Source organism: Pedobacter ginsengiterrae (assembly GCF_039537385.1).
GTDB lineage: Bacteria > Bacteroidota > Bacteroidia > Sphingobacteriales > Sphingobacteriaceae > Pedobacter > Pedobacter ginsengiterrae.
Genome location: NZ_BAABAK010000003.1, coordinates 275,649 through 295,937, shown reverse-complemented (window position 1 = coordinate 295,937; position 20,289 = coordinate 275,649). Strand labels below are relative to the sequence as shown.

General features: G+C 35.3%; 15 protein-coding genes. 6 read left to right on the top strand and 9 right to left on the bottom strand.

Annotated features, from left to right (window positions below; genetic code table 11):
* Positions 1–4: 4 nt before the first annotated feature.
* On the bottom strand, positions 5–343 hold the full coding sequence (locus tag ABD692_RS20905) for a DUF6660 family protein (protein ID WP_425567317.1): 339 nt from the start codon (positions 341–343) through the stop codon (positions 5–7).
* 900 nt (positions 344–1,243) lie between these two features.
* On the opposite strand from ABD692_RS20905, the gene ABD692_RS03525 reads away from it, so the two are divergent.
* Both ABD692_RS03525 and ABD692_RS03520 read left to right on the top strand, forming a co-directional pair.
* The gene (locus ABD692_RS03525; protein WP_344764968.1) at positions 1,244–6,838 is read left to right on the top strand and encodes an Ig-like domain-containing protein; all 5,595 of its coding nucleotides are present in this window, start codon (positions 1,244–1,246) and stop codon (positions 6,836–6,838) included.
* 2 nt (positions 6,839–6,840) lie between these two features.
* Positions 6,841–7,830 carry a PorP/SprF family type IX secretion system membrane protein gene (locus ABD692_RS03520; RefSeq protein ID WP_344764966.1) on the top strand — a complete coding sequence of 330 codons (990 nt, stop codon included), beginning with the start codon at positions 6,841–6,843 and terminating at the stop codon, positions 7,828–7,830.
* A 46-nt stretch (positions 7,831–7,876) separates the two neighbouring features.
* On the opposite strand, the gene ABD692_RS03515 is transcribed toward ABD692_RS03520, so the two are convergent.
* A complete protein-coding gene (locus ABD692_RS03515; RefSeq protein WP_344765408.1) occupies positions 7,877–10,234 on the bottom strand; it encodes a hybrid sensor histidine kinase/response regulator in 2,358 nt (785 codons plus the stop codon).
* A gap of 475 nt (positions 10,235–10,709) precedes the next feature.
* On the opposite strand from ABD692_RS03515, the gene ABD692_RS03510 reads away from it, so the two are divergent.
* Both ABD692_RS03510 and ABD692_RS03505 read left to right on the top strand, forming a co-directional pair.
* Positions 10,710–11,456, top strand: coding sequence for a hypothetical protein (locus ABD692_RS03510; RefSeq protein ID WP_344764964.1), 747 nt, complete (start codon positions 10,710–10,712; stop codon positions 11,454–11,456).
* Between the two features lie 25 nt (positions 11,457–11,481).
* Positions 11,482–12,408, top strand: coding sequence for a hypothetical protein (locus ABD692_RS03505; RefSeq protein ID WP_344764962.1), 927 nt, complete (start codon positions 11,482–11,484; stop codon positions 12,406–12,408).
* A gap of 39 nt (positions 12,409–12,447) precedes the next feature.
* On the opposite strand, the gene ABD692_RS03500 is transcribed toward ABD692_RS03505, so the two are convergent.
* The 6 genes from ABD692_RS03500 to pfkA all read right to left on the bottom strand — a co-directional run bounded on the left by ABD692_RS03500 (position 12,448) and on the right by pfkA (position 17,198).
* Entirely contained in the window at positions 12,448–12,669 is a 222-nt protein-coding gene (locus tag ABD692_RS03500) for a hypothetical protein (RefSeq protein WP_344764960.1), read from the bottom strand.
* A gap of 131 nt (positions 12,670–12,800) precedes the next feature.
* Positions 12,801–13,553: a class I SAM-dependent DNA methyltransferase gene (locus tag ABD692_RS03495; protein ID WP_344764958.1), complete on the bottom strand. Its 753-nt coding sequence runs from the start codon at positions 13,551–13,553 to the stop codon at positions 12,801–12,803.
* A gap of 201 nt (positions 13,554–13,754) precedes the next feature.
* The gene (locus ABD692_RS03490) at positions 13,755–14,000 is read right to left on the bottom strand and encodes a hypothetical protein (protein ID WP_344764956.1); all 246 of its coding nucleotides are present in this window, start codon (positions 13,998–14,000) and stop codon (positions 13,755–13,757) included.
* Between the two features lie 354 nt (positions 14,001–14,354).
* Positions 14,355–15,356: a type I glyceraldehyde-3-phosphate dehydrogenase gene (gene gap, locus ABD692_RS03485; RefSeq protein WP_316759613.1), complete on the bottom strand. Its 1,002-nt coding sequence runs from the start codon at positions 15,354–15,356 to the stop codon at positions 14,355–14,357.
* A 9-nt stretch (positions 15,357–15,365) separates the two neighbouring features.
* Complete coding sequence (locus tag ABD692_RS03480; protein WP_316759608.1) at positions 15,366–16,208, bottom strand: hypothetical protein; 843 nt, start codon at positions 16,206–16,208, stop codon at positions 15,366–15,368.
* A gap of 3 nt (positions 16,209–16,211) precedes the next feature.
* Entirely contained in the window at positions 16,212–17,198 is a 987-nt protein-coding gene (pfkA, locus tag ABD692_RS03475; RefSeq protein ID WP_316759603.1) for a 6-phosphofructokinase, read from the bottom strand.
* Positions 17,199–17,308: 110 nt separating this feature from the next.
* On the opposite strand from pfkA, the gene ABD692_RS03470 reads away from it, so the two are divergent.
* Entirely contained in the window at positions 17,309–17,998 is a 690-nt protein-coding gene (locus tag ABD692_RS03470) for an NUDIX hydrolase (RefSeq protein WP_316759601.1), read from the top strand.
* Between the two features lie 171 nt (positions 17,999–18,169).
* Here the strand turns inward: ABD692_RS03470 and ABD692_RS03465 are convergent, their stop codons facing one another.
* Positions 18,170–19,030, bottom strand: coding sequence for a BadF/BadG/BcrA/BcrD ATPase family protein (locus ABD692_RS03465; RefSeq protein WP_316759598.1), 861 nt, complete (start codon positions 19,028–19,030; stop codon positions 18,170–18,172).
* Between the two features lie 220 nt (positions 19,031–19,250).
* Between ABD692_RS03465 and ABD692_RS03460 the strand changes: the two genes are divergently transcribed.
* Positions 19,251–20,273 (top strand): threonine aldolase family protein, encoded by a 1,023-nt coding sequence (locus tag ABD692_RS03460; protein ID WP_316759596.1) that lies wholly within the window; start codon positions 19,251–19,253, stop codon positions 20,271–20,273.
* Positions 20,274–20,289: the final 16 nt, after the last annotated feature.

The window sequence follows — 20,289 nt, the reverse complement described above, 5'->3', positions numbered from 1 at the left end:
GGGATTAACCAATAAATTCCTTATTCAATTTTGGCGGTTGCCAGATACTTTGAAAAAAATCTGATGCAAAATGCTTTCTGTAAGCTATTATTTTTTGAGTACTTGCTACAGGTTTTAAAGATTTAAGCGAGATAGATTTTAAATTGAAAACCAAAGGCTGGCCGCAACAGTTGCATGTACAAAGTGGCGAACAGTAATCCGTATCGCTATGCGATTGGTTTTTACTTAGAGAAGTCGTTAAATTTTCAGCTTTGTCAATAGTTTTTAATTCAGTTACATCCTCGCAATTTAGGAAGGAAATAACTAAAATAGAAATGGTTAACAAAAGACTAATGATTTTCATTCTTGACAGCAAAGGTAAGCCAATAATTGAAATTATTCTAAATTTTATTTCCGATGATATATTCTTGGCTTTTATTTCAGTTACCCCTAATAGTTGTATTTTTTGAAGCGAAATACGTAAACAATACGAAATTACTAATGTTGATTCTTTGATCCTCTAAATGGATAACGCAAATGAAAGAAGTACACATTAAAAAAAATAAAAGTTCGGATGGGAGTGCACTTAAACCGCTTTATAATTTATTGCATACCAAAAATATGATTGCGCTTAATGTGGAGCTAAGATTGATGAATCCTGAATTATATTTTCGTATCCACCGAAGAAAACGATCAATTATACACTTACTTAATAACAGCTTTTAAATAAACGCATAAGAAACATAATTAGCTATTGTGATATCTCTGTAATTACTCATTTATTTTCTGGTTTATGTTGTCTAGGCTTTTATTTCTTCTTGAAATCCTATTGTATTTTTCGCTATTCATCAAATAATTTGCTTTTTTGATGCTGGTGTTGTTAAACAAAGGTGATTCTACGGAAACAGCTGATAATCAGATAGTTTTTCGATATGGTTTGTTAAAGAATTCAGCTAATATGTAGTATTACGATTACAAGCTTTGGTATTTATGTAATGCTCTGATAGATAGATGATTAATTACGTGTAAAAATTAACATTGGCCTAATAACAGAGGCTTTGTAATTGGTTATTTTCGCTTAAACTTCTGTAGTCGAATATTCTTATTTGACCTTAACAGACGCTCTTGTAAGCTTAGTATTTATTGTTTTAGATTATCTGTCCAGCGAGGATCTCTGTACAGATTTACATAGGGATTATTGTGTTTAGGATGTTTTATGGTAAATAGCTCGGGTTTTAAATTATCTGTATACTTATTATGCTTAATGTTATTAAGCTTTAGTAATCGTGTACACGCCGAAGTTTTACCTGCCAATTTAACTAAAGTACTTTCAAGTGCGCCGAATTCATTCAGTCCGCCCACCTATTCTACGCATTATATTGCTCCAGCGCCATGGCAATATTGGAGTAAGGCAAATCAAGTTGTAATTACTACCGAAAGCGCCACGATCGTGAGTGGGGTGATCAGAAAAAGTAATGGTGATTTCATAGCAAATTTTACCTGCAGTGCTAATTCGCCTTTTGTGATGCGTTTTACAGGGTTACCAAGCGCGGCACCTGTTCATCCGCTAAATACAGTGATTTCTGGAGCTGGGTTAGTCGTAATAGCCGATGCATCAATTTCTGTTAATTTAAGAAATATCGCTTCTGATAATTTAGGAAGTGATGGTTCAGATAATAACATCAAAGGAAATGCGTCACTTTTTAGTTTTGGAGATGCTGGTGTGGGAACTTCCTTTAGAGTAGGCTATTACAGGGATGGTGATCTTGCAGGAACCGAAAGGCCAATTTACAGCATAATGGCATTGGATGATAATTCAGTAATTAGGGTTGCTGGATTGGTCAAAGCGACTTTGAATAAAGGTCAAAGCTACCTTTTTCAGTGTCCTATGGGTACGTTGGTAGAATCTTCAGGCGCTGCGGTAATGAATACATCAGCAAGGTTGGATGCTCCTGGTGGTTGTGGAGATGGTGCATATAATCCAATTCCTCCGATAATTTCATTGGGTTCTGAGTATGTAATTGTTAGAGGTGAAGGAAATTTAATCGCTGAACAAACAACTGTAGTCGCGACTGAACCTAATACAGAAGTTAGCGTCCAGTTTTTTGACGATAATGGAGTGCAGCAAGGCCCGCCCTTAAAATTTACAATAGCACAACCAGGCCAATTTCAAACTTTTGGACATGGTTATATCAATGGAGGCTATAATTCTAGTAACAACACTGGGAAATATTCCTCATCAAGAATAGTAACCACTAAAAATGTTTTAGTTTTTTCTGGTACTGGCGGTGTTTCTGTTGGTGGCGGATGTGAGGTAGATATTGCAACTCTGGTTCCGATTGCATCCTGTGCAGGCTCAAGAAGGGTGGAGACTTATAAATTTACGGATTATACAGATCTGAAATTGCCATACTTTGGTTATATTCTTACTAAGTCTTCCGATCAGATTAATTTAACTACGCAAGGAACTGGTACAACTTATAACAACCAAAATATTGAATCCGTTCCAGGTATTGCTACAAGAAAACAATTGGGCACAACTGGTTTGTATCTGGTTAAGTTTACCGATGCAAATATTAATTTCCCGAATGTGATAACGATTAGTAGTGCAAGCCGTTTAACCGTTTCTATGGTTCAGCAGAGTAGCGCTTTCTCAATGTCAAATTTCATCTCTAGGTTCGCAGAAAAAGCAGTACAGCCAACTATTGATTTAACGGATTGTACTGCAGCAAAATTGACAGCAGATCCTTTGAGTTCAGGCCCCTATCAATGGTATTTAAATGGGGAATTAATAACTGGTGCAACACAAAATTTTTATGTTGCTACCGTTTCAGGTAATTATACTGTTTCCTCAATGCTTGAGTGCGGTATGAGTGCCCAATCTCTACCTTCGATTATTTCGCTTTGCAACATTGATCGATCCATCGAAAAAACGGTTGATATAGCTTTGCCTGAACTAGGTGATATTGTAAATTTCACCCTCACGGCAAAAAATTTAGGGGCTGGAAATGCTATTGGTGTTTCTGTTAATGATTTATTGCCCTCGGGTTATACTTATGAGTCTAGTATTGCCTCATCTGGTGTATATAATTCTTCTACTGGAGTTTGGTCAATAGGTGTGATGAATAGTAATGCCGTAGCAACCTTGTCAATTAAGGCAAAAGTAGCTACTACGGGTGTCCATGTTAATAATGCGGAAATTACTGGAACACAGCCAGATGTTAATCCAGGCAACGATAAAAGTTCCGCTTCAACAAGTACGACCGAAGGAACAGTTACTTTAATATCCGTAGGATCGAGCGATAGAAGTGTTTGTGTTGGTACATCAATTGATGAGATTGTGTATTTAATTGGTGGTGGAGCATCAGGTGCGGGAATAACAGGATTGCCTGCAGGTCTCAGCGCCAGCCCTTATGATCCTATTACTAAGCAAATCAAAATAACAGGAACTGCAACAGCTGCAACAGCGGCCTCTGGTGCAACTTATACCGTAACTACAACAGGTGGTATTATAGTTTCTAAAACAGGAATAATAACGGTAAAAGACAACGTTACTCAACCCGTTTTTTCTAGCTCATCTGTTGCAACACGCTGTGTAGGGGTTGGAAATAATGCTTATGTGGCAACCTCATCTAATAGCGATGGAATACTTTACAGCTTATCACCGGCTGAGGCAGGGTCAATCGATGTGGCAACTGGAACGGTAACCTGGGCGCTTGATTTCGTTGGTCAGGCGACAATAACGGCCAAAGCAATGGGCTGCGATCAGAAAACGAGTGACTTTATTGTTACGGTTAATCCACGACCTGCCGCTCCTGAAACTGCTCCAGTAAGTTATTGTCAGAATCAAACTGCGGTAGCTTTAACTGCTGAAGGAGAGAATTTGACATGGTATGATGATAATGGTGTGTTGCCTGGTGCGCCAACTCCAGTTACGACTTCGGTAGGAACCACAAACTATTATGTAACACAGAAAAATAGCAATGGGTGTGAAAGTCCAATTTCTACAATAAAAGTTACTGTAAATGCAGTTCCTTTAGCTCCAGTTGTTTCTTCATTAAGTTATTGCCAGAACCAAATTGCGATAGCTTTAACTGCTGATGGCACTAATCTAACCTGGTACAATGATAACGGTATTTTGCCTGGTGCACCAACACCTAATACGAGCTCAGTTGGAACAACCAATTATTATGTAACCCAGAAAAATAGTGAAGGCTGCGAAAGCCCGAGAGCAACGGTAACCGTTACGGTCAATGCAGTTCCTTTAGCACCAGTTGTTTCTTCCATAACTTATTGCCAGAATCAAACTGCGGTAGCTTTAACTGCGGTAGGAGATAATTTAACCTGGTATGATGATAATGGTGTTTTGCCTGGTGCGCCAACACCGAATACAGCTTCAGTTGGAACGACAAACTATTTTGTAACCCAGAAAAACAGTGAAGGCTGCGAAAGTCCAAGATCTACGGTAACCGTTACTGTAAATGCCGTTCCTTTAGCTCCAGTTGTTTCTTCCATAAATTATTGCCAGAATCAAATTGCAGTGGCTTTAACTGCTGATGGCACCAATCTAATCTGGTACAATGATAACGGTATTTTGCCTGTTGCGCCAACTCCGAATACGAGCATAGTTGGAACAACCAATTATTATGTAACACAGAAAAACGGTGAAGGCTGCGAAAGTCCAAGATCGACGGTAACCGTTACCGTAAATGCCGTTCCTTTAGCTCCTGTTGTTTCCTCATTAAGTTATTGCCAAAATCAAATTGCGGTAGCTTTAATCGCTACTGGAACCAATCTAACCTGGTACAATGATAACGGTGTTTTGCCTGGTGCGCCAACTCCGAATACGAGCATAGTTGGAACAACCAATTATTATGTAACACAGAAAAACAGTGAAGGCTGCGAAAGTCCAAAATCGACGGTAACCGTTACTGTAAATTCAGTGCCTTTAGCTCCAGTTGTTTCTTCATTAAGTTATTGTCAAAATCAAATTGCATTAGCTTTAACCGCTACTGGTACGAATCTAACCTGGTACAATGATAACGGTATTTTGCATGGTGCGCCAACACCGAATACGAGCGCAGTTGGAACAAAAAAATATTATGTAACACAGAAAAACAGTGAAGGCTGCGAAAGCCCAAGATCGACGGTAACCGTTACCGTAAATGCAGTTCCTTCAGCTCCAGTTTTTTCTTCATTAAGATATTGCCAGAATCAAACTGCGGTAGCTTTAACTGCTACTGGAACCAATCTAACCTGGTATGATGATAACGGTATTTTGCCTGGTGCGCCAACGCCGAGTACGAGCTTAGTTGGAACAACCAATTATTATGTAACACAGAAAAACAGTGCAGGCTGCGAAAGTCCAAGATCGACGGTAACCGTTACCGTAAATGCCGTTCCTTCAGCTCCAGTTGTTTCCTCGTTAAGTTATTGTCAGAACCAAACTGCGGTAGCTTTAACTGCTACTGGAACCAACCTAACCTGGTATAATGATAACGGTGTTTTGCCTGCTGCGCCAACACCGAATACGGCTTTAGTTGGAATAACCAATTATTACGTTACTCAGAAAAATAGCGAGGGCTGCGAAAGTATGAGGGCAATGATTAAGGTGACTATCAACTCCTTACCAGCGAAACCTGTAGTTGTAAGTTCAGGGCCAACTGTGTTTTGTGTGGGCGGTTCAGTTGTTTTAAAATCAAGCGATGCAAATCAGTATCAATGGTATAAAAATAATTCGATCATAACAGGAGCAGTTAATCAAACTCTTATTGTAGCAAGCAGCGGAAACTATAAGGTTTTAGCATTTAATGAAAATAACTGCGGTAGCATTTTCTCAGACGATATCGATGTAATTGTCGAACCAATTCCAGCTAAACCTGTAATTGCGTGGCAAAATTCTTTAGAGATTTGCGAAGGCAATACTGTTCAACTTAGTTCTTCTGCGACATCAGGAAATATATGGTATAGAAACGGGGTAATAATTCCAGGTGCAACAAATACAACTTTCAATGCGAGTTTAGCAGGGCGATATACTTTGGGTGTGATTTCCACAGGAGGTTGTGTGAGCCAGATTTCGGATCCAATAGATGTAATCATTAATATTCCACCGCCAATACCTACTATATCTACTCAAAGTTCTTTAGTTATTTGCAAAGGAAGTGCAGCACTTTTAGTCTCGTCTGCCAGCTCTGGTAATCAATGGTTTAAAAATGGAGTAGTGATCAATGGCGCTACCAGTCAAAATTATTTGGCAAATGCTGCAGGTAACTATAGCGTAAAGACGAAAAATAATTCTGGCTGTGAGAGTTTACTTTCAAATTCTATTTTAATTTCTGTTGAAGCCTTTGAGTTATCTTTAACTGCAAGTAAGACTATAGCTGAATTTGGATCGAAAGTAGAGTTAAAAACAAGTTCAAACTTAAAATACAAGGTATTAAACTGGTCTCCGGCAAATCTTTTTAATGATGCAGGGGCAATAAATCAGATTTTTGAATTTAAGAATGAAATTATAGTAACTGTAAATGCGATTTCAGAAAATGGTTGCCAGGCCTCAGCAACAATAAAGATAGATCTTAATAGAAAAAGAGACCTTTTTATCCCAAATACTTTCACGCCCAATGGCGATGGGAAAAACGATTTTGTAAAGGTTTATGGAACAGGTATAGAATCTATAGACTGGTCTGTTTACTCGCAATGGGGAGAATTAATTTATAAATCAAAAGAACGGGATGCCGCCTGGGATGGTAGTTACAGAGGGGTTATGCAGCCTGTTGGTGTTTATGTATATAAGTGTGTAGTGAGATTTACCGATGGTGAAGAGATGGTTAAACATGGCTCGATAAATTTGTTAAGATAGCTATGAAGAGGGGAGTGTTTGCATTTATTTTTTTGCTGGTTTATTCAAATTTGAAAGCTCAGGTTGATCCACATTTTTCCCAATATTATGCTTATGCATTATGGATGAATCCTGCATTAACAGGTGTTTCGCAAATGGATTATAGGGCGACTTTAATTCATCGAAATCAAAACTTTGGCAATGTAAATACTTTTAGCACTTCAGGATTATCTGCCGAAATGTCAACAAATCAGAATATCAATATCGGTTTAAATGTGCTCAATCAAACCGCTACCAGTGGTGGTTATGGTTATTTAAACGGAGCTGTATCTCTGGCTTATACTGGCGTTAAATTAGGTTATAATGAGGATTACAACATAACCTTTGGAATGAATGTTGGGTTTTTAAATAGAAGATTTGATCCAAGTAGATTTCAATTAGGTGATCAGTATGAACCTGGTGTTGGATTTACGCCGCTAATTCCAACGGCTGATAATTTCAATAATAGTGCATCAACAGTTCTGGATGCTGGTGCTGGAGTAACTTTTTTTGATACAAATCCTTTAAAACGAGCCAACTTTTATGCAGCATTTTCGATGAACCATTTAACAAAACCTGTTGATCCATTTGTCGATTCAGAGGGGAAATTATTTCTGCCAATCAGATACCTGTTTAATGCGGGGGTAAGTATAAAATTGGCCAATGATATGGTCGTTATTCCGCATCTTATGTATGCTCGCCAGGGCAATGCCCAAGAGCGTATGGTTGGAGTTTACTTTACAATACCCTATGGAGAAACTTCAGAATTAATTGCTGGGGCTAATTTACGATTGAAGGATGCAATTGTACCTTATGCTGGCTTTACATTTAATAATTTTACGCTTGGAATGAGCTATGATGTTAATCCCGGATTACGCAGTTCGGGAACGAGTACCAATACTTTCGAATTTTCTCTTACTTTTTTTCGACGTAAGTCTGGCAACTATCGCGGAATAAGGTGCCCAGTTTTTTAAGTTAAATTGGATATTATCAAGAATCCTAATGGTAATAAATGTCGATTTATGCTATTCTCAGATCGATGTTAGATTGATGATGAGCAGATAGAGCTGTTGTTATTTTTTTATACAGAATTTCTTCTTCCACAGGTTTATTCATATAGTCTGTAGCACCAATATTAAAAATCCTGTCTTTTGTTGCTTTTGTAATATCAGCAGTTAGAACAATGATTGGTACACTAATCTTGTTTATTCCTGCCAAACCGTTTCTTATAGAAGAAATAGCTTCGTATCCGTCCATAACAGGCATCTGCAAGTCCATCAATACCAAATCAATGTCTTTGGTTTTCATTGTTTCTAGGCATTCTGCTCCATTATCGGCAAGCGTTACGGTCGTGTTTTCCCAATCTTCTAGCATCATTTGAACAATCATTTGATTCATAGGGTTATCTTCTACAACTAAAATATTCTTCCCCATTAAATCGTAATCATCTTCAGGATACATAGTAATTGGTTTTTTAACACTTTCCTGAATAGGATATTTAATTTCTATCTCGCAGGTTGTACCTTCATTTAATTCGCTTTGAATTTTTATTTCACCTTTATGTAAATCAGTTAGCGCTTTTACAATGCTCAATCCAATTCCAAAGCCGCCATGTTTCCTTTTGTTGTTGAAATTGGTTTGAGAGAATAGATCAAATATTGTTTCCAGTTTTTCTTTTTCTATACCAATTCCAGTATCCTTTATTATAATTTTTAACAGGAGCATATTTTGCTCGGCCTCTGCTACAATTTCTAGGTTAATATTCCCTTTTGAAGTAAATTTTATTGCGTTACCTAAAACATTGTAAATAATTTGTTCAAGTCTTATGGGATCGCCAATAATTACCATTTCTTTATCTAAAGAAGAGTAAAAATTAAATTTCAATCCTTTGTTATGGCTCTGTTTTTCAGCACTTATAGCTAATTTATTCAAAAGTTCATGTAGTATGAATTCGCTTTTGTCCAGTTCCAGTTCACCCTTTTCAATTTTTGAAAAATCTAGAATATCGTTAACCGATGATATTAAACCATGCGAAGAGTACTTAATAATCTCACAATTTGCAATAACCTTAGGGTCATTACTCTCTTTTTCCATAATCGCAGCTAAGCCTAAAATAGCATTCAATGGTGTTCTCAATTCATGGCTCATGTTAGAAAGAAAGTAAGATTTCATATCATTCATTTCTTCTGATTTCTGTAAAGCTATATTTTGAAGCTCTTCCTTCCTGTTTCTTAGAATTCCAATTCGATTAGCCATAGATAGAGATAAGGCCATAATTTCTAAACCGATACCGAGTTTTGTAATATTATCCGTAAAGAAGTTTTCAGGAAAGACACCAAAATTCATAAGTACAGCCATAATTATAGTCAAAGCTAGAATTGCAATACCAATGGTGTAGAATAAATCGATTGGTTTTTTTTTGTAAATGATGACTGCGATAGATGCAAATATCAAAATCAAGCCAAAAAGAGTCAGGATGTTTATTATGGGGTAAGAATATTTTAAAAAGAAAGGGAAAATAATAATCCCTACTAGTACAACACCTAAAGCGATATACAATGGATTGAAAAGCTTGTGTATACGTTGGTTTTTGCGTTTAATTTCAAGGATGATTTCGCTATATTTTCCAAAGAAGAAACAGCTAAAAATAGCTGATATAATAACAATATGGAGATTGAACCAAGAATTACCAGTTCCTATATATTGATGATAAAATCCATCTAGTGCAAACTGACATAAACCCACAAATAATACATAAAGCGAATAATATAGGAATGAAATTTCTTTAATTGCGAAATAGAAGAAGAAGTAAGTAATGGCAATAAAAGCTAAGATGCCATAAAAAATCCCCATAATTAGCTGATCAGAATAGGTTGTTTCAAGAAACCTTTCCTGACTTATTAAAAGAAGTGGCAAGGTATTTTTCTCTCCGTCATTTTTCAATTCCAGGAATGCACTTTTAGTTTCCCCTCCGTTAAGTTCAATTTTGAATAATGTTTTTCGGTTTTTAAGGCTACGCTGTGAAAAATCTAAATTATCCCCACTTCGTTGAATCTGCGTTGTATTATTTGCATCAATCAAAAACAAATTTGCATTATCAGTAACAGGTTCTGCGGTTTGTAAATAATAAACTAATGGAGTTTTTAGGGTGTTTTTTATTTGAAATTTTACCCAAAAATTATTGCTTGTAAAGCCTAAATTGCCCAGCTGTCCGCTTAGTGGTTTAAATGGTAGTGTTTGTTTGCCATCTATTATTTTGCTTAAAGGCAGTACTTCCGATCCAGTATTTAGTATCGAAGCAAAATTGAGTATTGATACTTCTTCGGGTAAATTTTCTTCACGAAATTCGTATTGAGCTTTTGCCGTTAGTAAACACAACAGTAAAAACGATAAGGCATATAGTCTTTTCAAAATAGGATATTGAATCTAAAATATATTTAAATATTCGTATTATGGCAAGCAAATTCGAGGAGCGTAGAAGTTAGAATTTGTAGGTTTGGGTAATAAAAATGGTTGAACAATTATATGATTAAGATTCGGGAATTATTATTAACACATTGCCACTTTTATGTTATACAGAGGCATATTCGCACAACCCGTAGGAATGCAGAATTGCGGTAAAATGTAAGTCAATGCGAACGATATTCTGATTGGATGATGTAAGTAAGTGTTTATCTTCTGCTTAACATGTATAGCTTTAGTGGTGTTCGATATAAAATAAAAATTCTCGCTTCGAATGATTGTTGAGGCAACTAACAAATAATGAAAACCATTTAATTAAAATGAAATGGTTAACCTTAGGGTTATTATATTTAAAAACAAATAATTAATATATTTAATAAATTTAATTCAAATGAAAAGGTCTGCTTATTTGTTGTTCTTGTTTTTTTTCTTGTCTCTTTCACTTTTCGCACAAGAAAATTTAAATCACTATAAATACATAATAGTTCCTCAAAAATATGCTTTTTTAAAGCAACCAAACCAGTATGGTTTAAATGTTTTAACAAAAGAATTGCTGGAGAATAAAGGGTTTGCTGTTTTTTTTGATGATGCTCAATTACCAGCAGAACTTACCACTAATAAGTGTGATGGACTTATAGCCGAAATTTTAGAGAAAAATAGTATGTTTTCAACAAATTTAACCCTTATACTAAAAGATTGTGGCGGGCAAGTTGTATTTAAGAGTAAAGAAGGTAAGAGCCGAGAAAAAGAGTATAGTGAATCTTATAACTTGGCGTTACAAGATGCGTTTATCTCGTTAAACGATTTTAAATATGCTTATAAGGCACCTTCAAACCAAACACCAAAACCATTAGCGCAAGAGGTTATTTCAAAAGTTGAAATCACACCTAATCAAGCTACTCCAATAAGCAAACAAATTGAAGAAACATTATATGCCCAGCCAGTTGCAAACGGATACCAGTTGGTTGATAGCAGCCCTAAAAAAGTATTAGCCTTACTTAAAACCTCTGTACCAGATTATTATATTGCAAGTACTGAAACCGTAAATGGAGTGCTGCTAAAAAAGAATGGAGATTGGTTTTTTGAATACTATCAAAATGGTCAGTTAGTTTGTGAAAAGCTTCGTGTTAAATTTTAATACAATTCAGTTTTAAGTCCAATTCATGTTTAAAATAAAACAATATTGCCTGTTAATTTTTATTGCTTCAAGTCAATTGGTATTTGCGCAACGCCATAAGCATAGCGATAATACCAATAGTGTTTACATTATTCCGTTTCACCTAACCAGCTATAATAATTTATCGGTGCCTGCTATTTTAAATGGAAAAGATAGTTTGAATTTAATGTTTCATACAGCAGCCAATGCTATAACCCTAACAGAAGAAACGATTAAGCGATTAAATGACTTAAGCTTTAGCGGTGTTGATACAGTGAAAAGCTGGGGTGGATCAGACAATGAATCCAGATTTAGCAAGAACAATATCTTACAGATTGGTTCCTTAAAATGGGAGGGGCAGTCTATATGGGAAAATAAAAACTCAGGACAAGAAACGGATGGGAAATTCGGAACTGATCTTTTTGAAAATAAAGTGATCGAATTGGATTTTGAGGAAAATGTTATGCGAATCAGCAATAATTTACCTGGTAAAATTAAAAAATACCAAAAACTTAAGTTAAGTTTCGAAAACGATTATATGTTTATCGAGGCGGGTTTTAAAATTGCTGACCTAACGCTGAGTAATAAATTTTTAATACATTCTGGTTATTCAGGAGCCCTTTTGTTTGATGATAAATTTGTAGCTGAAAATAAACTCGATCAAAAATTAAAAATTGTTGATGAAAAGCAACTGAAAGATTCTTATGGCAATATCTTGAAAACTCAAAAAGCCGTTTTACCTTTATTATCTATTGGTAAGATGAACTTGCCAAATGTACCCGCTTCTTTTTTTACAGGCGGAATAGGCCGACAAAAAATGAGTATTATAGGTGGTGACGTTTTAAAAAGATTTAACATCATCATTGATGCAAATAGAACTTTTATTTATCTGAAAGCGAATAAGTTAAAAACCTTAAATTATTCCAATATATAACAATAATTTAGGTTTTTAACTGCAGAGATTCTTTATGCTTTAATCTTCGTCTGGGACATTCTCCGGCTTATCATCGGTATTTAAAGTATAAGCCGATTCCGAAGCACGGTAAGCTTCATCTAGTAAATCTTTATTAGTATGATTTTCTTCGACAATTTTTTCATCTAAACCATTAGAGTGTATGTCTTTTTGGCTTTGTTGATCTTCTGCTTCATTGCTTGAGCTATCGTCAACAGGTATTTTTTCATCTGGATTAATCATAATGCTGTTTTTGATTATTTAACAGTAAATAATGGAATTAGTTTTAAAAAGAAATAACATCAGCCTGCAAGTTTACTGGGGTATATACAGTTTCTTTTAATTGATCTGCATGCTGTGTTTGTACGAATTTTTTATACTTTACTTAATACAAAGCAAACCCCCCAGGTATTAGGCCCAGGTGTTTCGCCTGAAAGAAATTCTTCCGTCTTAATAATTTCAAAGCCAGTTAGTTTTGCGAGGAGTTCAATTTCAGGGATGCTAAAGTGTCTCATGTTATGTGTTTCTGATAAAACATAATCTTCTTTATTTTCCTTATCAAAGACATTAATATCATATATAACATCAATTATATTCTTATTCCAGTGATTAACGGGCGTTGCATTTCTGATAACTTTTATGTGATCATCTTCTGTAATCTTCGTGCGCTTTTCTGGTACCTGAGATAATACTGCAGGTGTATACCAGAGATCAAAAATGAACAAACCACCCTCATTTAGGTGTTTGTGAATATTCCTGAAAGAGTTAATAAGTTCCTCATTCTCGTTTAGATAACTAACAACATGAAATAGGGCAGTTGCTACATCAAACTTTTCAGCCAGTGCTAAAGATTCAATAGAAGCATGAGTAAAGGAAAGATTAGTATGTGAATTGCTTTGAGCAATTTTTAGCATTTCTGCGCTCGGTTCAACTCCATTGACTTGAAATCCTTTTTCGCAAAATAAAAGTGCGTGCTTTCCAGTTCCTGAGCCAAATTCAACTAATGTTTTTGCCTCAGGTTTATGCTGCTTGATTAAATCAACTATATAATCTGCTTCTGAAACGTAATCTTTATCCTTGTAAAGAAGATTGTAGTAAGAGCTGTAAGCGTTAAAGACTTTTTTCATTTATTTTCTTGTGGTTTGAGCATTTATGATTAAAATTTGTTTTATAACTGCGAGCTCAATTATTTCTGTGGTTGATTGGAGAGGGCAACATTAATAATAATTTTGTTTGTGCAAGTTGTTATAAACTTATTTATGTTAATTTCTAGCTCTAAGGTAAGATTTTAAATTATACTAATGAATACAAGAGGAGTGTATATAAGATTAGAAAACGTCATTAAAACAAAAAGGAGACCTCATCCAAGCGTCTCCTTTTTTTCTAACCAAATATAAACCTGTTATGAGCCAGGCTTTGTCTTTATTCTCCATTTTAGCATAACGCTTTTCAAGAGAAGATTTATCTTTTTTTATGGTAATAAATAATACTTCATTTATTACTCTACAAATATAGTAAAAAAAACGATAGTGTAAAAAATACACTAAGAAATTTTTAAGTATTTTTTTTGTCATTTTTTAATTGCGGTATCTTTTATATCAGATTATGCAACCTAAAATGACAGTGTTGCAAATATAAGCTGAAAAAGTGTTAACTAATTGTTAAATATTATCAAAATATGATATGATATATGCAAATCGTATCATAATGTCTGTTGATTAAGTTTTTTTTAACAAAAATGATTCTTTTTTGATGTGATTGCTGTTTCAATAGGTTGATTAATGTGTTTTTTAAACAATTAATTGTGAAATTTGACAATTATGAAAGGAAATTTATATCCAAAAAATACATTTAAATATAAAAGGCAACACTAAATGAATAATGTTGCCTTTTATTTTATAGAAATTAGCCGTTAGGCTACGTTTTTATTATAAGCTAGCGTAGTATTCTACGAATTTAGCAAGAGCAGAAGAATATCCCCACTCATTATCGTACCAAGAAACAACTTTTACGAAGTTATCATTTAATGAAATACCTGCACCAGCATCAAAAACAGAAGCGTGATCGTTACCAACGAAGTCAGAAGAAACAACCTCATCCTCAGTATAACCTAAAACACCTTTTAATGGTCCGCTTTCTGAAGCTGCTTTCATAGCTGCTTTAATTTGCTCGTAAGTAGCTGGTTTTTCTAAGCGAACTGTTAAATCTACAACAGAAACATCAGCAACAGGAACACGGAAAGACATACCAGTTAATTTTCCTTTTAATTCAGGAAGAACCATGCCTACTGCTTTAGCAGCGCCTGTAGATGATGGAATAATGTTAGAGAAACCACCACGGCCACCTCTCCAATCTTTAGCAGATGGACTATCAACAGTTTTTTGTGTTGCAGTTACCGCATGGATTGTACTCATTAAACCTTCAACAATACCGAAGTTATCGTTTAATACTTTAGCAATTGGTGCTAAACAGTTTGTAGTACAAGATGCATTCGAAACAATTGTTTGATCTGCAGTTAATTTGTCATGGTTAACACCCATTACGTAAGTAGGGATATCAGCATCTTTAGCAGGAGCAGAGAAAACTACTTTCTTAGCACCAGCAGCAATGTGTTTTTCAGCATCAGCACGTGTTAAGAATAAACCAGTTGATTCAATTACAACTTCAACACCAACAGCATCCCATTTTAAGTCAGCAGGATTACGTTCTGCAGTAACACGAATAGTTTTACCGTTTACCACTAAATTTCCATCAACAACTTCAATTGTTCCATCAAACTTGCCGTGAGTAGTATCATACTTTAACATATAAGCCATATAATCTGGCTCAATTAAATCGTTAATTGCTACAATATCTAAACCTCTTTTTAAAGCAGCTCTGAAAACCAGTCTGCCAATACGGCCAAAGCCGTTTATTCCAATTTTGCTCATTGTTTTTTGTTAATTAATGTAATGTTTTAATAAATTAAGTATAGGTTCTTTAGTTATGCTTTTTATAGTTAAATCGTATTTTTCTGCCGTATGTCTAAGCCTGTCTTCAAATTCTGCCGCTATAGTACCTACAAAATGTAAGTCCTCGTTGGGGTATTTTTCTACCATTGGTAAAATATATGTTTGAAAATGTTTTTCAAACCCTTCATCTACCATCCTAATAATATGGCCGTGTTTTTTATTCTGAATAAAAAAATCAAAAAACGAACTTAAAAAAATATTCGCCTGGGGCTTGTTATAAATTCTTTCAAATATTTGAGAACGCTCCAAAACATAAGTTCTGCTAAATTTAGTTTCAAGTTCTTTTGGTAATTTCTTATTTAAAAAACTTTTTAAAAGCATTTTGCCAAGATAGTTTGCCGAGCCCTCATCCCCTAAAATATAGCCCATGCCAAAATTATTATCCAGAGGCTTTTTGCCATCAAAGTAAGCACAGTTTGCACCGCTTCCTAACATAGCCACAATACCCGACTGATCGAAACACGCTGCCTTAGCGGCGCCAAATAAGTCATTTTCTACAACAACTTTGCTATATCTAAAAAAAGATGACAAAGTTTTTGCAAGTTCCTCTTTTCTATCTGGTGATGATGCTCCAGCGGCAAAGAAATAAATTTTCTTTATACTTTCTGCATTATTTACTAAAACTACCTTCTTGTTTAAAATTTGAAGAATTGTTTTAGGATCAACAAAGCAAGGATTGATACCAGTGGTGTTACAATGCGCTACAACCACTCCATTTTGGGTAAGTTTCCAAAAAGCTGTTCTCGAACCGCTATAAACAACTGCTATCATATTTTATATGGATAAAACCTCCGTCATCTCCATTAAATCGTTCTCTAATTTAAAAGTATGGCTACTTAATGCATCTGTAATACTGGTTAATTTAATCTCGTTACCGCGTAAACCAACCATTTGAGCACTTTCTCCAGCTATTAGTGCGTTTACAGCCGCAAAGCCTAATCTGCTTCCTAAAATTCTGTCAAAACTGCTTGGGCTACCTCCGCGTTGTAAATGACCCAAAATTGTCACTTTTGTATCGTAATGATCGAAAGTTTCTTTAACCTTTTTGGCAATTTCGTAAGCGCCACCTTGTTTATGCCCTTCGGCTACAATAACAATGCTTGATGATTTTTTAGTCGCTGCACCTAAAGTCAGTTTTTGAATTAACTCATCAACACTGGTTTCAAATTCTGGTAATAAAACAGCTTCAGCACCACTCGCTATAGAGCTTCTTAGGGCAATACAGCCAGAATCCCGACCCATTACTTCGATAAAAAATAATCTATCGTGTGCATCAGCGGTATCTCTGATTTTATCTACTGCTTCTATTACTGTATTTATTGCGGTATCATATCCTAAAGTAAAATCAGATCCGCTTAAATCATTATCTATAGTGCCAGGTATGCCGATAACTTTTACGCCATATCTTTCGCCAAAAAGTTTAGCACCTGTAAAAGTACCATCCCCACCGATCACAACTAAAGCGTCGATATCGTTTGCTTTTAAATTATTATAAGCAATTTCTTGGCCCTCAATTGTTTTAAATTCTAAGCAACGAGCTGTTTTTAATATCGTTCCGCCCAAATGTAAAATGTTGCTTACAGAACGGGCGTCCATTGGTTTTATGTTGTTTGTAATAAGACCCTGGTAGCCTTGCATAACACCAAACATACTGATGCCATGGTAAATTCCTGTACGTACAACGGCTCTAATCGCAGCATTCATGCCTGGCGCATCGCCTCCTGAAGTAAGTACAGCTATATTTTTAATATTTGGTTTCATCTTCGTACTACGAATATAGTGTGTATTTTCTACACTAAGTAATTTATTTTATTTTTTTTACTTAATATTGAAAGTCATACCTTTAACGCTTAAATTAACTAAATTTTACATTGGAACAAATTTTACCTCATTTAGATTCCGTTTTCTCGATTGACTGTGTGCTGTTTGGATTCGACGGTAAGGAATTAAAAATCTTGCTCATCGAAAGGAATGAAGAACCTTTTAAAGATTGGTGGGCTTTACCTGGAAATATAGTTGGTGCTGACGAAAGTTTAGACCAATCTGCTGCCCGTATTTTATATGAACTAACTGGTTTACGAGGGATTTATATGGAGCAATATTATGCTTTCGGAGATCCAGGAAGGCACCCGCAAGGGCGTGTGATTACTTTGGCTTATTATGCTTTAATTCGCTTAGGCGGAGATAAAGATCTTCGTCCGATAAGTAATTATGCAAAGCAGGCAAACTGGCTGCCAATTACCGATTTGCCAAAACTTGCTTTCGACCACCAAAAGATTTATGATAAAGGACTTGAAAAAATCAAGCGTAGAATTAAGCATCAGCCGATTGCTTTTGAATTGCTGCCTGAGAAATTTACATTAACGCAATTGCAGCATGTTTACGAACTGGTTTTAGGTAAAAAACTCGATAAAAGAAATTTTAGAAAGAAAATTGTAAGCTTTGGTGTTTTGAAAGAGCTTGATGAAAAACAAAAAGGTGTTTCTTACAGAGCTGCTACTTTATACAGGTTTGATAAACGCAAATATGCCAAGCTTTTTGGTAAAGAGATATCTTTTTAAGCTGATAGCTAAAGTAAAAAGTAAAAAGTAAAAAGTTGAAAGGCGTTAAGCCGATAGGCTATCAATAAAAAAGGTTCAGTTTGAAATTTCAAACTGAACCTTTTTTATTGATAGAACTTAAACTTTGTACTCTAAACCTTAAACTCTAAACTTTATACTTTTCACTCTAAACTATCCTTTTGGAGCTAACTCTAAATGGTAATGCACCAAATCATCTATAGGCGAACGGATAATTTTACCTACACCCATTTCGTAACGATCGGCAACAATACTTAAAATATCGCGGAAACTATAACCTACCGAACCTACACAGTTTAATTTATGATCCTTGTAGTTAGGGTAGTGTACAACCAAAGCTTCGAAAAATGCAGTGAAAGCATAATCAATCGTTTTGTAGGTGTAATCTTCGTAAGTATCTTTAAAATCGTATAAAAATTTACTAAAACTTGCGCAGAAACGGTTTGGCAATGGTTTATTGTAAATATTGTCGAAAATATCTTCGTTAGTTAAAGCATAATTATCATAAAAAGCCTCTCTTAAGCCTTTAGGCATGTAACCTTTCATGTAATCACTTAATATGCGTTTACCGATGTAAGAGCCACTACCTTCATCGCCTAAGAAATAACCTAATGAATCGATATTTAAAGTGATGTCATTTCCGTCATACAAACATGAATTTGTACCAGTTCCTAAAATAGCAGCAAATCCAGGCTCGTTTCCTAAAAGTGCTCTGCAAGAAGCGAGTAAATCATGACCAACGAAAATTTCTGCATTTAAAAAAATCTGTTTCATGGCATCAGCAACAATTTTCTTGTTACCAGGTGTAGAACAACCCGCACCGTAGTAATAAACCGCTGTTAATTTTTCTCTTTCTAAGTGGTCCGGAAGAGTTTCATTTAAAGATTGTACAATGTATTCCTCTTTTGAGAAATAAGGATTGTAGCCTTCGGTATTAAAGTAAATTTTTCTGCCGGCCTCGTTAATCAAACACCAATTTGTTTTGGTAGATCCACCGTCTGCAATTACTATCATTTTATTTATTTTTGGTTTTAGCACGATAAAAGTATAAAAACTCTTATATTTTGTATCTTTTTTTTTAATAATTTTTTAACAATTTGTTGTTGTTGAAATTTAAGTGTGTAAAAAATACACTATATAAGCTGTTTAATCAGCTTAAAACCTTAAAATTATACCAAATAAGGCATTGGTATTATTTTTTATACGTCAACAATATTTTACAATTTTTATCGATATGATTAATAAAATTTTGGATTTCAGGAGCGATACGGTAACCAAACCGACAGCTGGTATGCTCGATGCTATGATGAGCGCTAAAGTTGGCGATGACGTTTTCGGAGAAGATGAAACTGTTCATACTTTGGAAACAAAACTTGCAAATATTTTTAATATGGAGGCAGGTTTATTTTGCCCCTCGGGTACCATGACTAATCAAATCGGTATAAAGTGTTTTACCCAACCTATGGACGAGGTAATTTGCGATCAGACAGCGCACGTTTACCGTTACGAAATTGGTGGTATTGCCTTTCATTCTGCCGCTTCGGTTAGATTGCTTTATGGCGAACGTGGCATTTTAACGCCCGAACTTATAGAGCCAGAAATTAATGAGGATAACATTCATTATCCTAATTCGAGCTTGGTGGTATTAGAAAATACAGTAAATAAGGGTGGTGGAAGTTGTTATACTTTATCGCAAATTGCACCGATTCATCATCTTTGCAATATTAAAGGGTTAAAGTTACATTTGGATGGAGCCAGAATTTTTAATGCGTTGGTGGCTACTGGCGATAAAGCACATGATTATGGTCAATATTTCGACGGCATTTCAGTATGTTTATCTAAAGGGCTTGGGGCGCCAGTTGGTTCTGTGTTATTGGGCGATCGAGCCACCATTCACAAGGCAAGGAAAATAAGAAAAGCTTTTGGTGGCGGGATGAGACAAGCTGGTTTTCTTGCTGCTGCTGGTATTTATGCGCTAGATAATCATGTAGAACGATTAAAAGAGGATCATGACCATGCTAAAACTTTAGCCGCAACTTTAAGTGCGGTAAGTTATGTAAAATCGGTAATGCCAGTAGAAACCAATATTGTAATTTTTGAAGTTGAAAAAGGATCTGCAGATAAAATTGTTAACCAGTTTAAAGAAAAAGGCTTGCTCTGCAACACAACAAGCTCAAGTACGGTACGCTTGGTAACCCACCTGGATCTTAGTGCAGAGATGATTGACCGTGCGATAGAAATAATATTACATTTGTAATTCAGTATTTAACCAA

Coding starts and splice junctions, on each gene's coding strand:
- ABD692_RS20905 (WP_425567317.1), bottom strand. CDS start 343: ATGAAAATCATTAGTCTTTTGTTAACCATTTCTATTTTAGTTATTTCC.
- ABD692_RS03525 (WP_344764968.1), top strand. CDS start 1,244: ATGTTATTAAGCTTTAGTAATCGTGTACACGCCGAAGTTTTACCTGCC.
- ABD692_RS03520 (WP_344764966.1), top strand. CDS start 6,841: ATGAAGAGGGGAGTGTTTGCATTTATTTTTTTGCTGGTTTATTCAAAT.
- ABD692_RS03510 (WP_344764964.1), top strand. CDS start 10,710: ATGAAAAGGTCTGCTTATTTGTTGTTCTTGTTTTTTTTCTTGTCTCTT.
- ABD692_RS03505 (WP_344764962.1), top strand. CDS start 11,482: ATGTTTAAAATAAAACAATATTGCCTGTTAATTTTTATTGCTTCAAGT.
- ABD692_RS03500 (WP_344764960.1), bottom strand. CDS start 12,669: ATGATTAATCCAGATGAAAAAATACCTGTTGACGATAGCTCAAGCAAT.
- ABD692_RS03495 (WP_344764958.1), bottom strand. CDS start 13,553: ATGAAAAAAGTCTTTAACGCTTACAGCTCTTACTACAATCTTCTTTAC.
- ABD692_RS03490 (WP_344764956.1), bottom strand. CDS start 14,000: ATGACAAAAAAAATACTTAAAAATTTCTTAGTGTATTTTTTACACTAT.
- gap (WP_316759613.1), bottom strand. CDS start 15,356: ATGAGCAAAATTGGAATAAACGGCTTTGGCCGTATTGGCAGACTGGTT.
- ABD692_RS03480 (WP_316759608.1), bottom strand. CDS start 16,208: ATGATAGCAGTTGTTTATAGCGGTTCGAGAACAGCTTTTTGGAAACTT.
- pfkA (WP_316759603.1), bottom strand. CDS start 17,198: ATGAAACCAAATATTAAAAATATAGCTGTACTTACTTCAGGAGGCGAT.
- ABD692_RS03465 (WP_316759598.1), bottom strand. CDS start 19,030: ATGATAGTAATTGCAGACGGTGGATCTACCAAAACAAATTGGTGTTTG.
- ABD692_RS03460 (WP_316759596.1), top strand. CDS start 19,251: ATGATTAATAAAATTTTGGATTTCAGGAGCGATACGGTAACCAAACCG.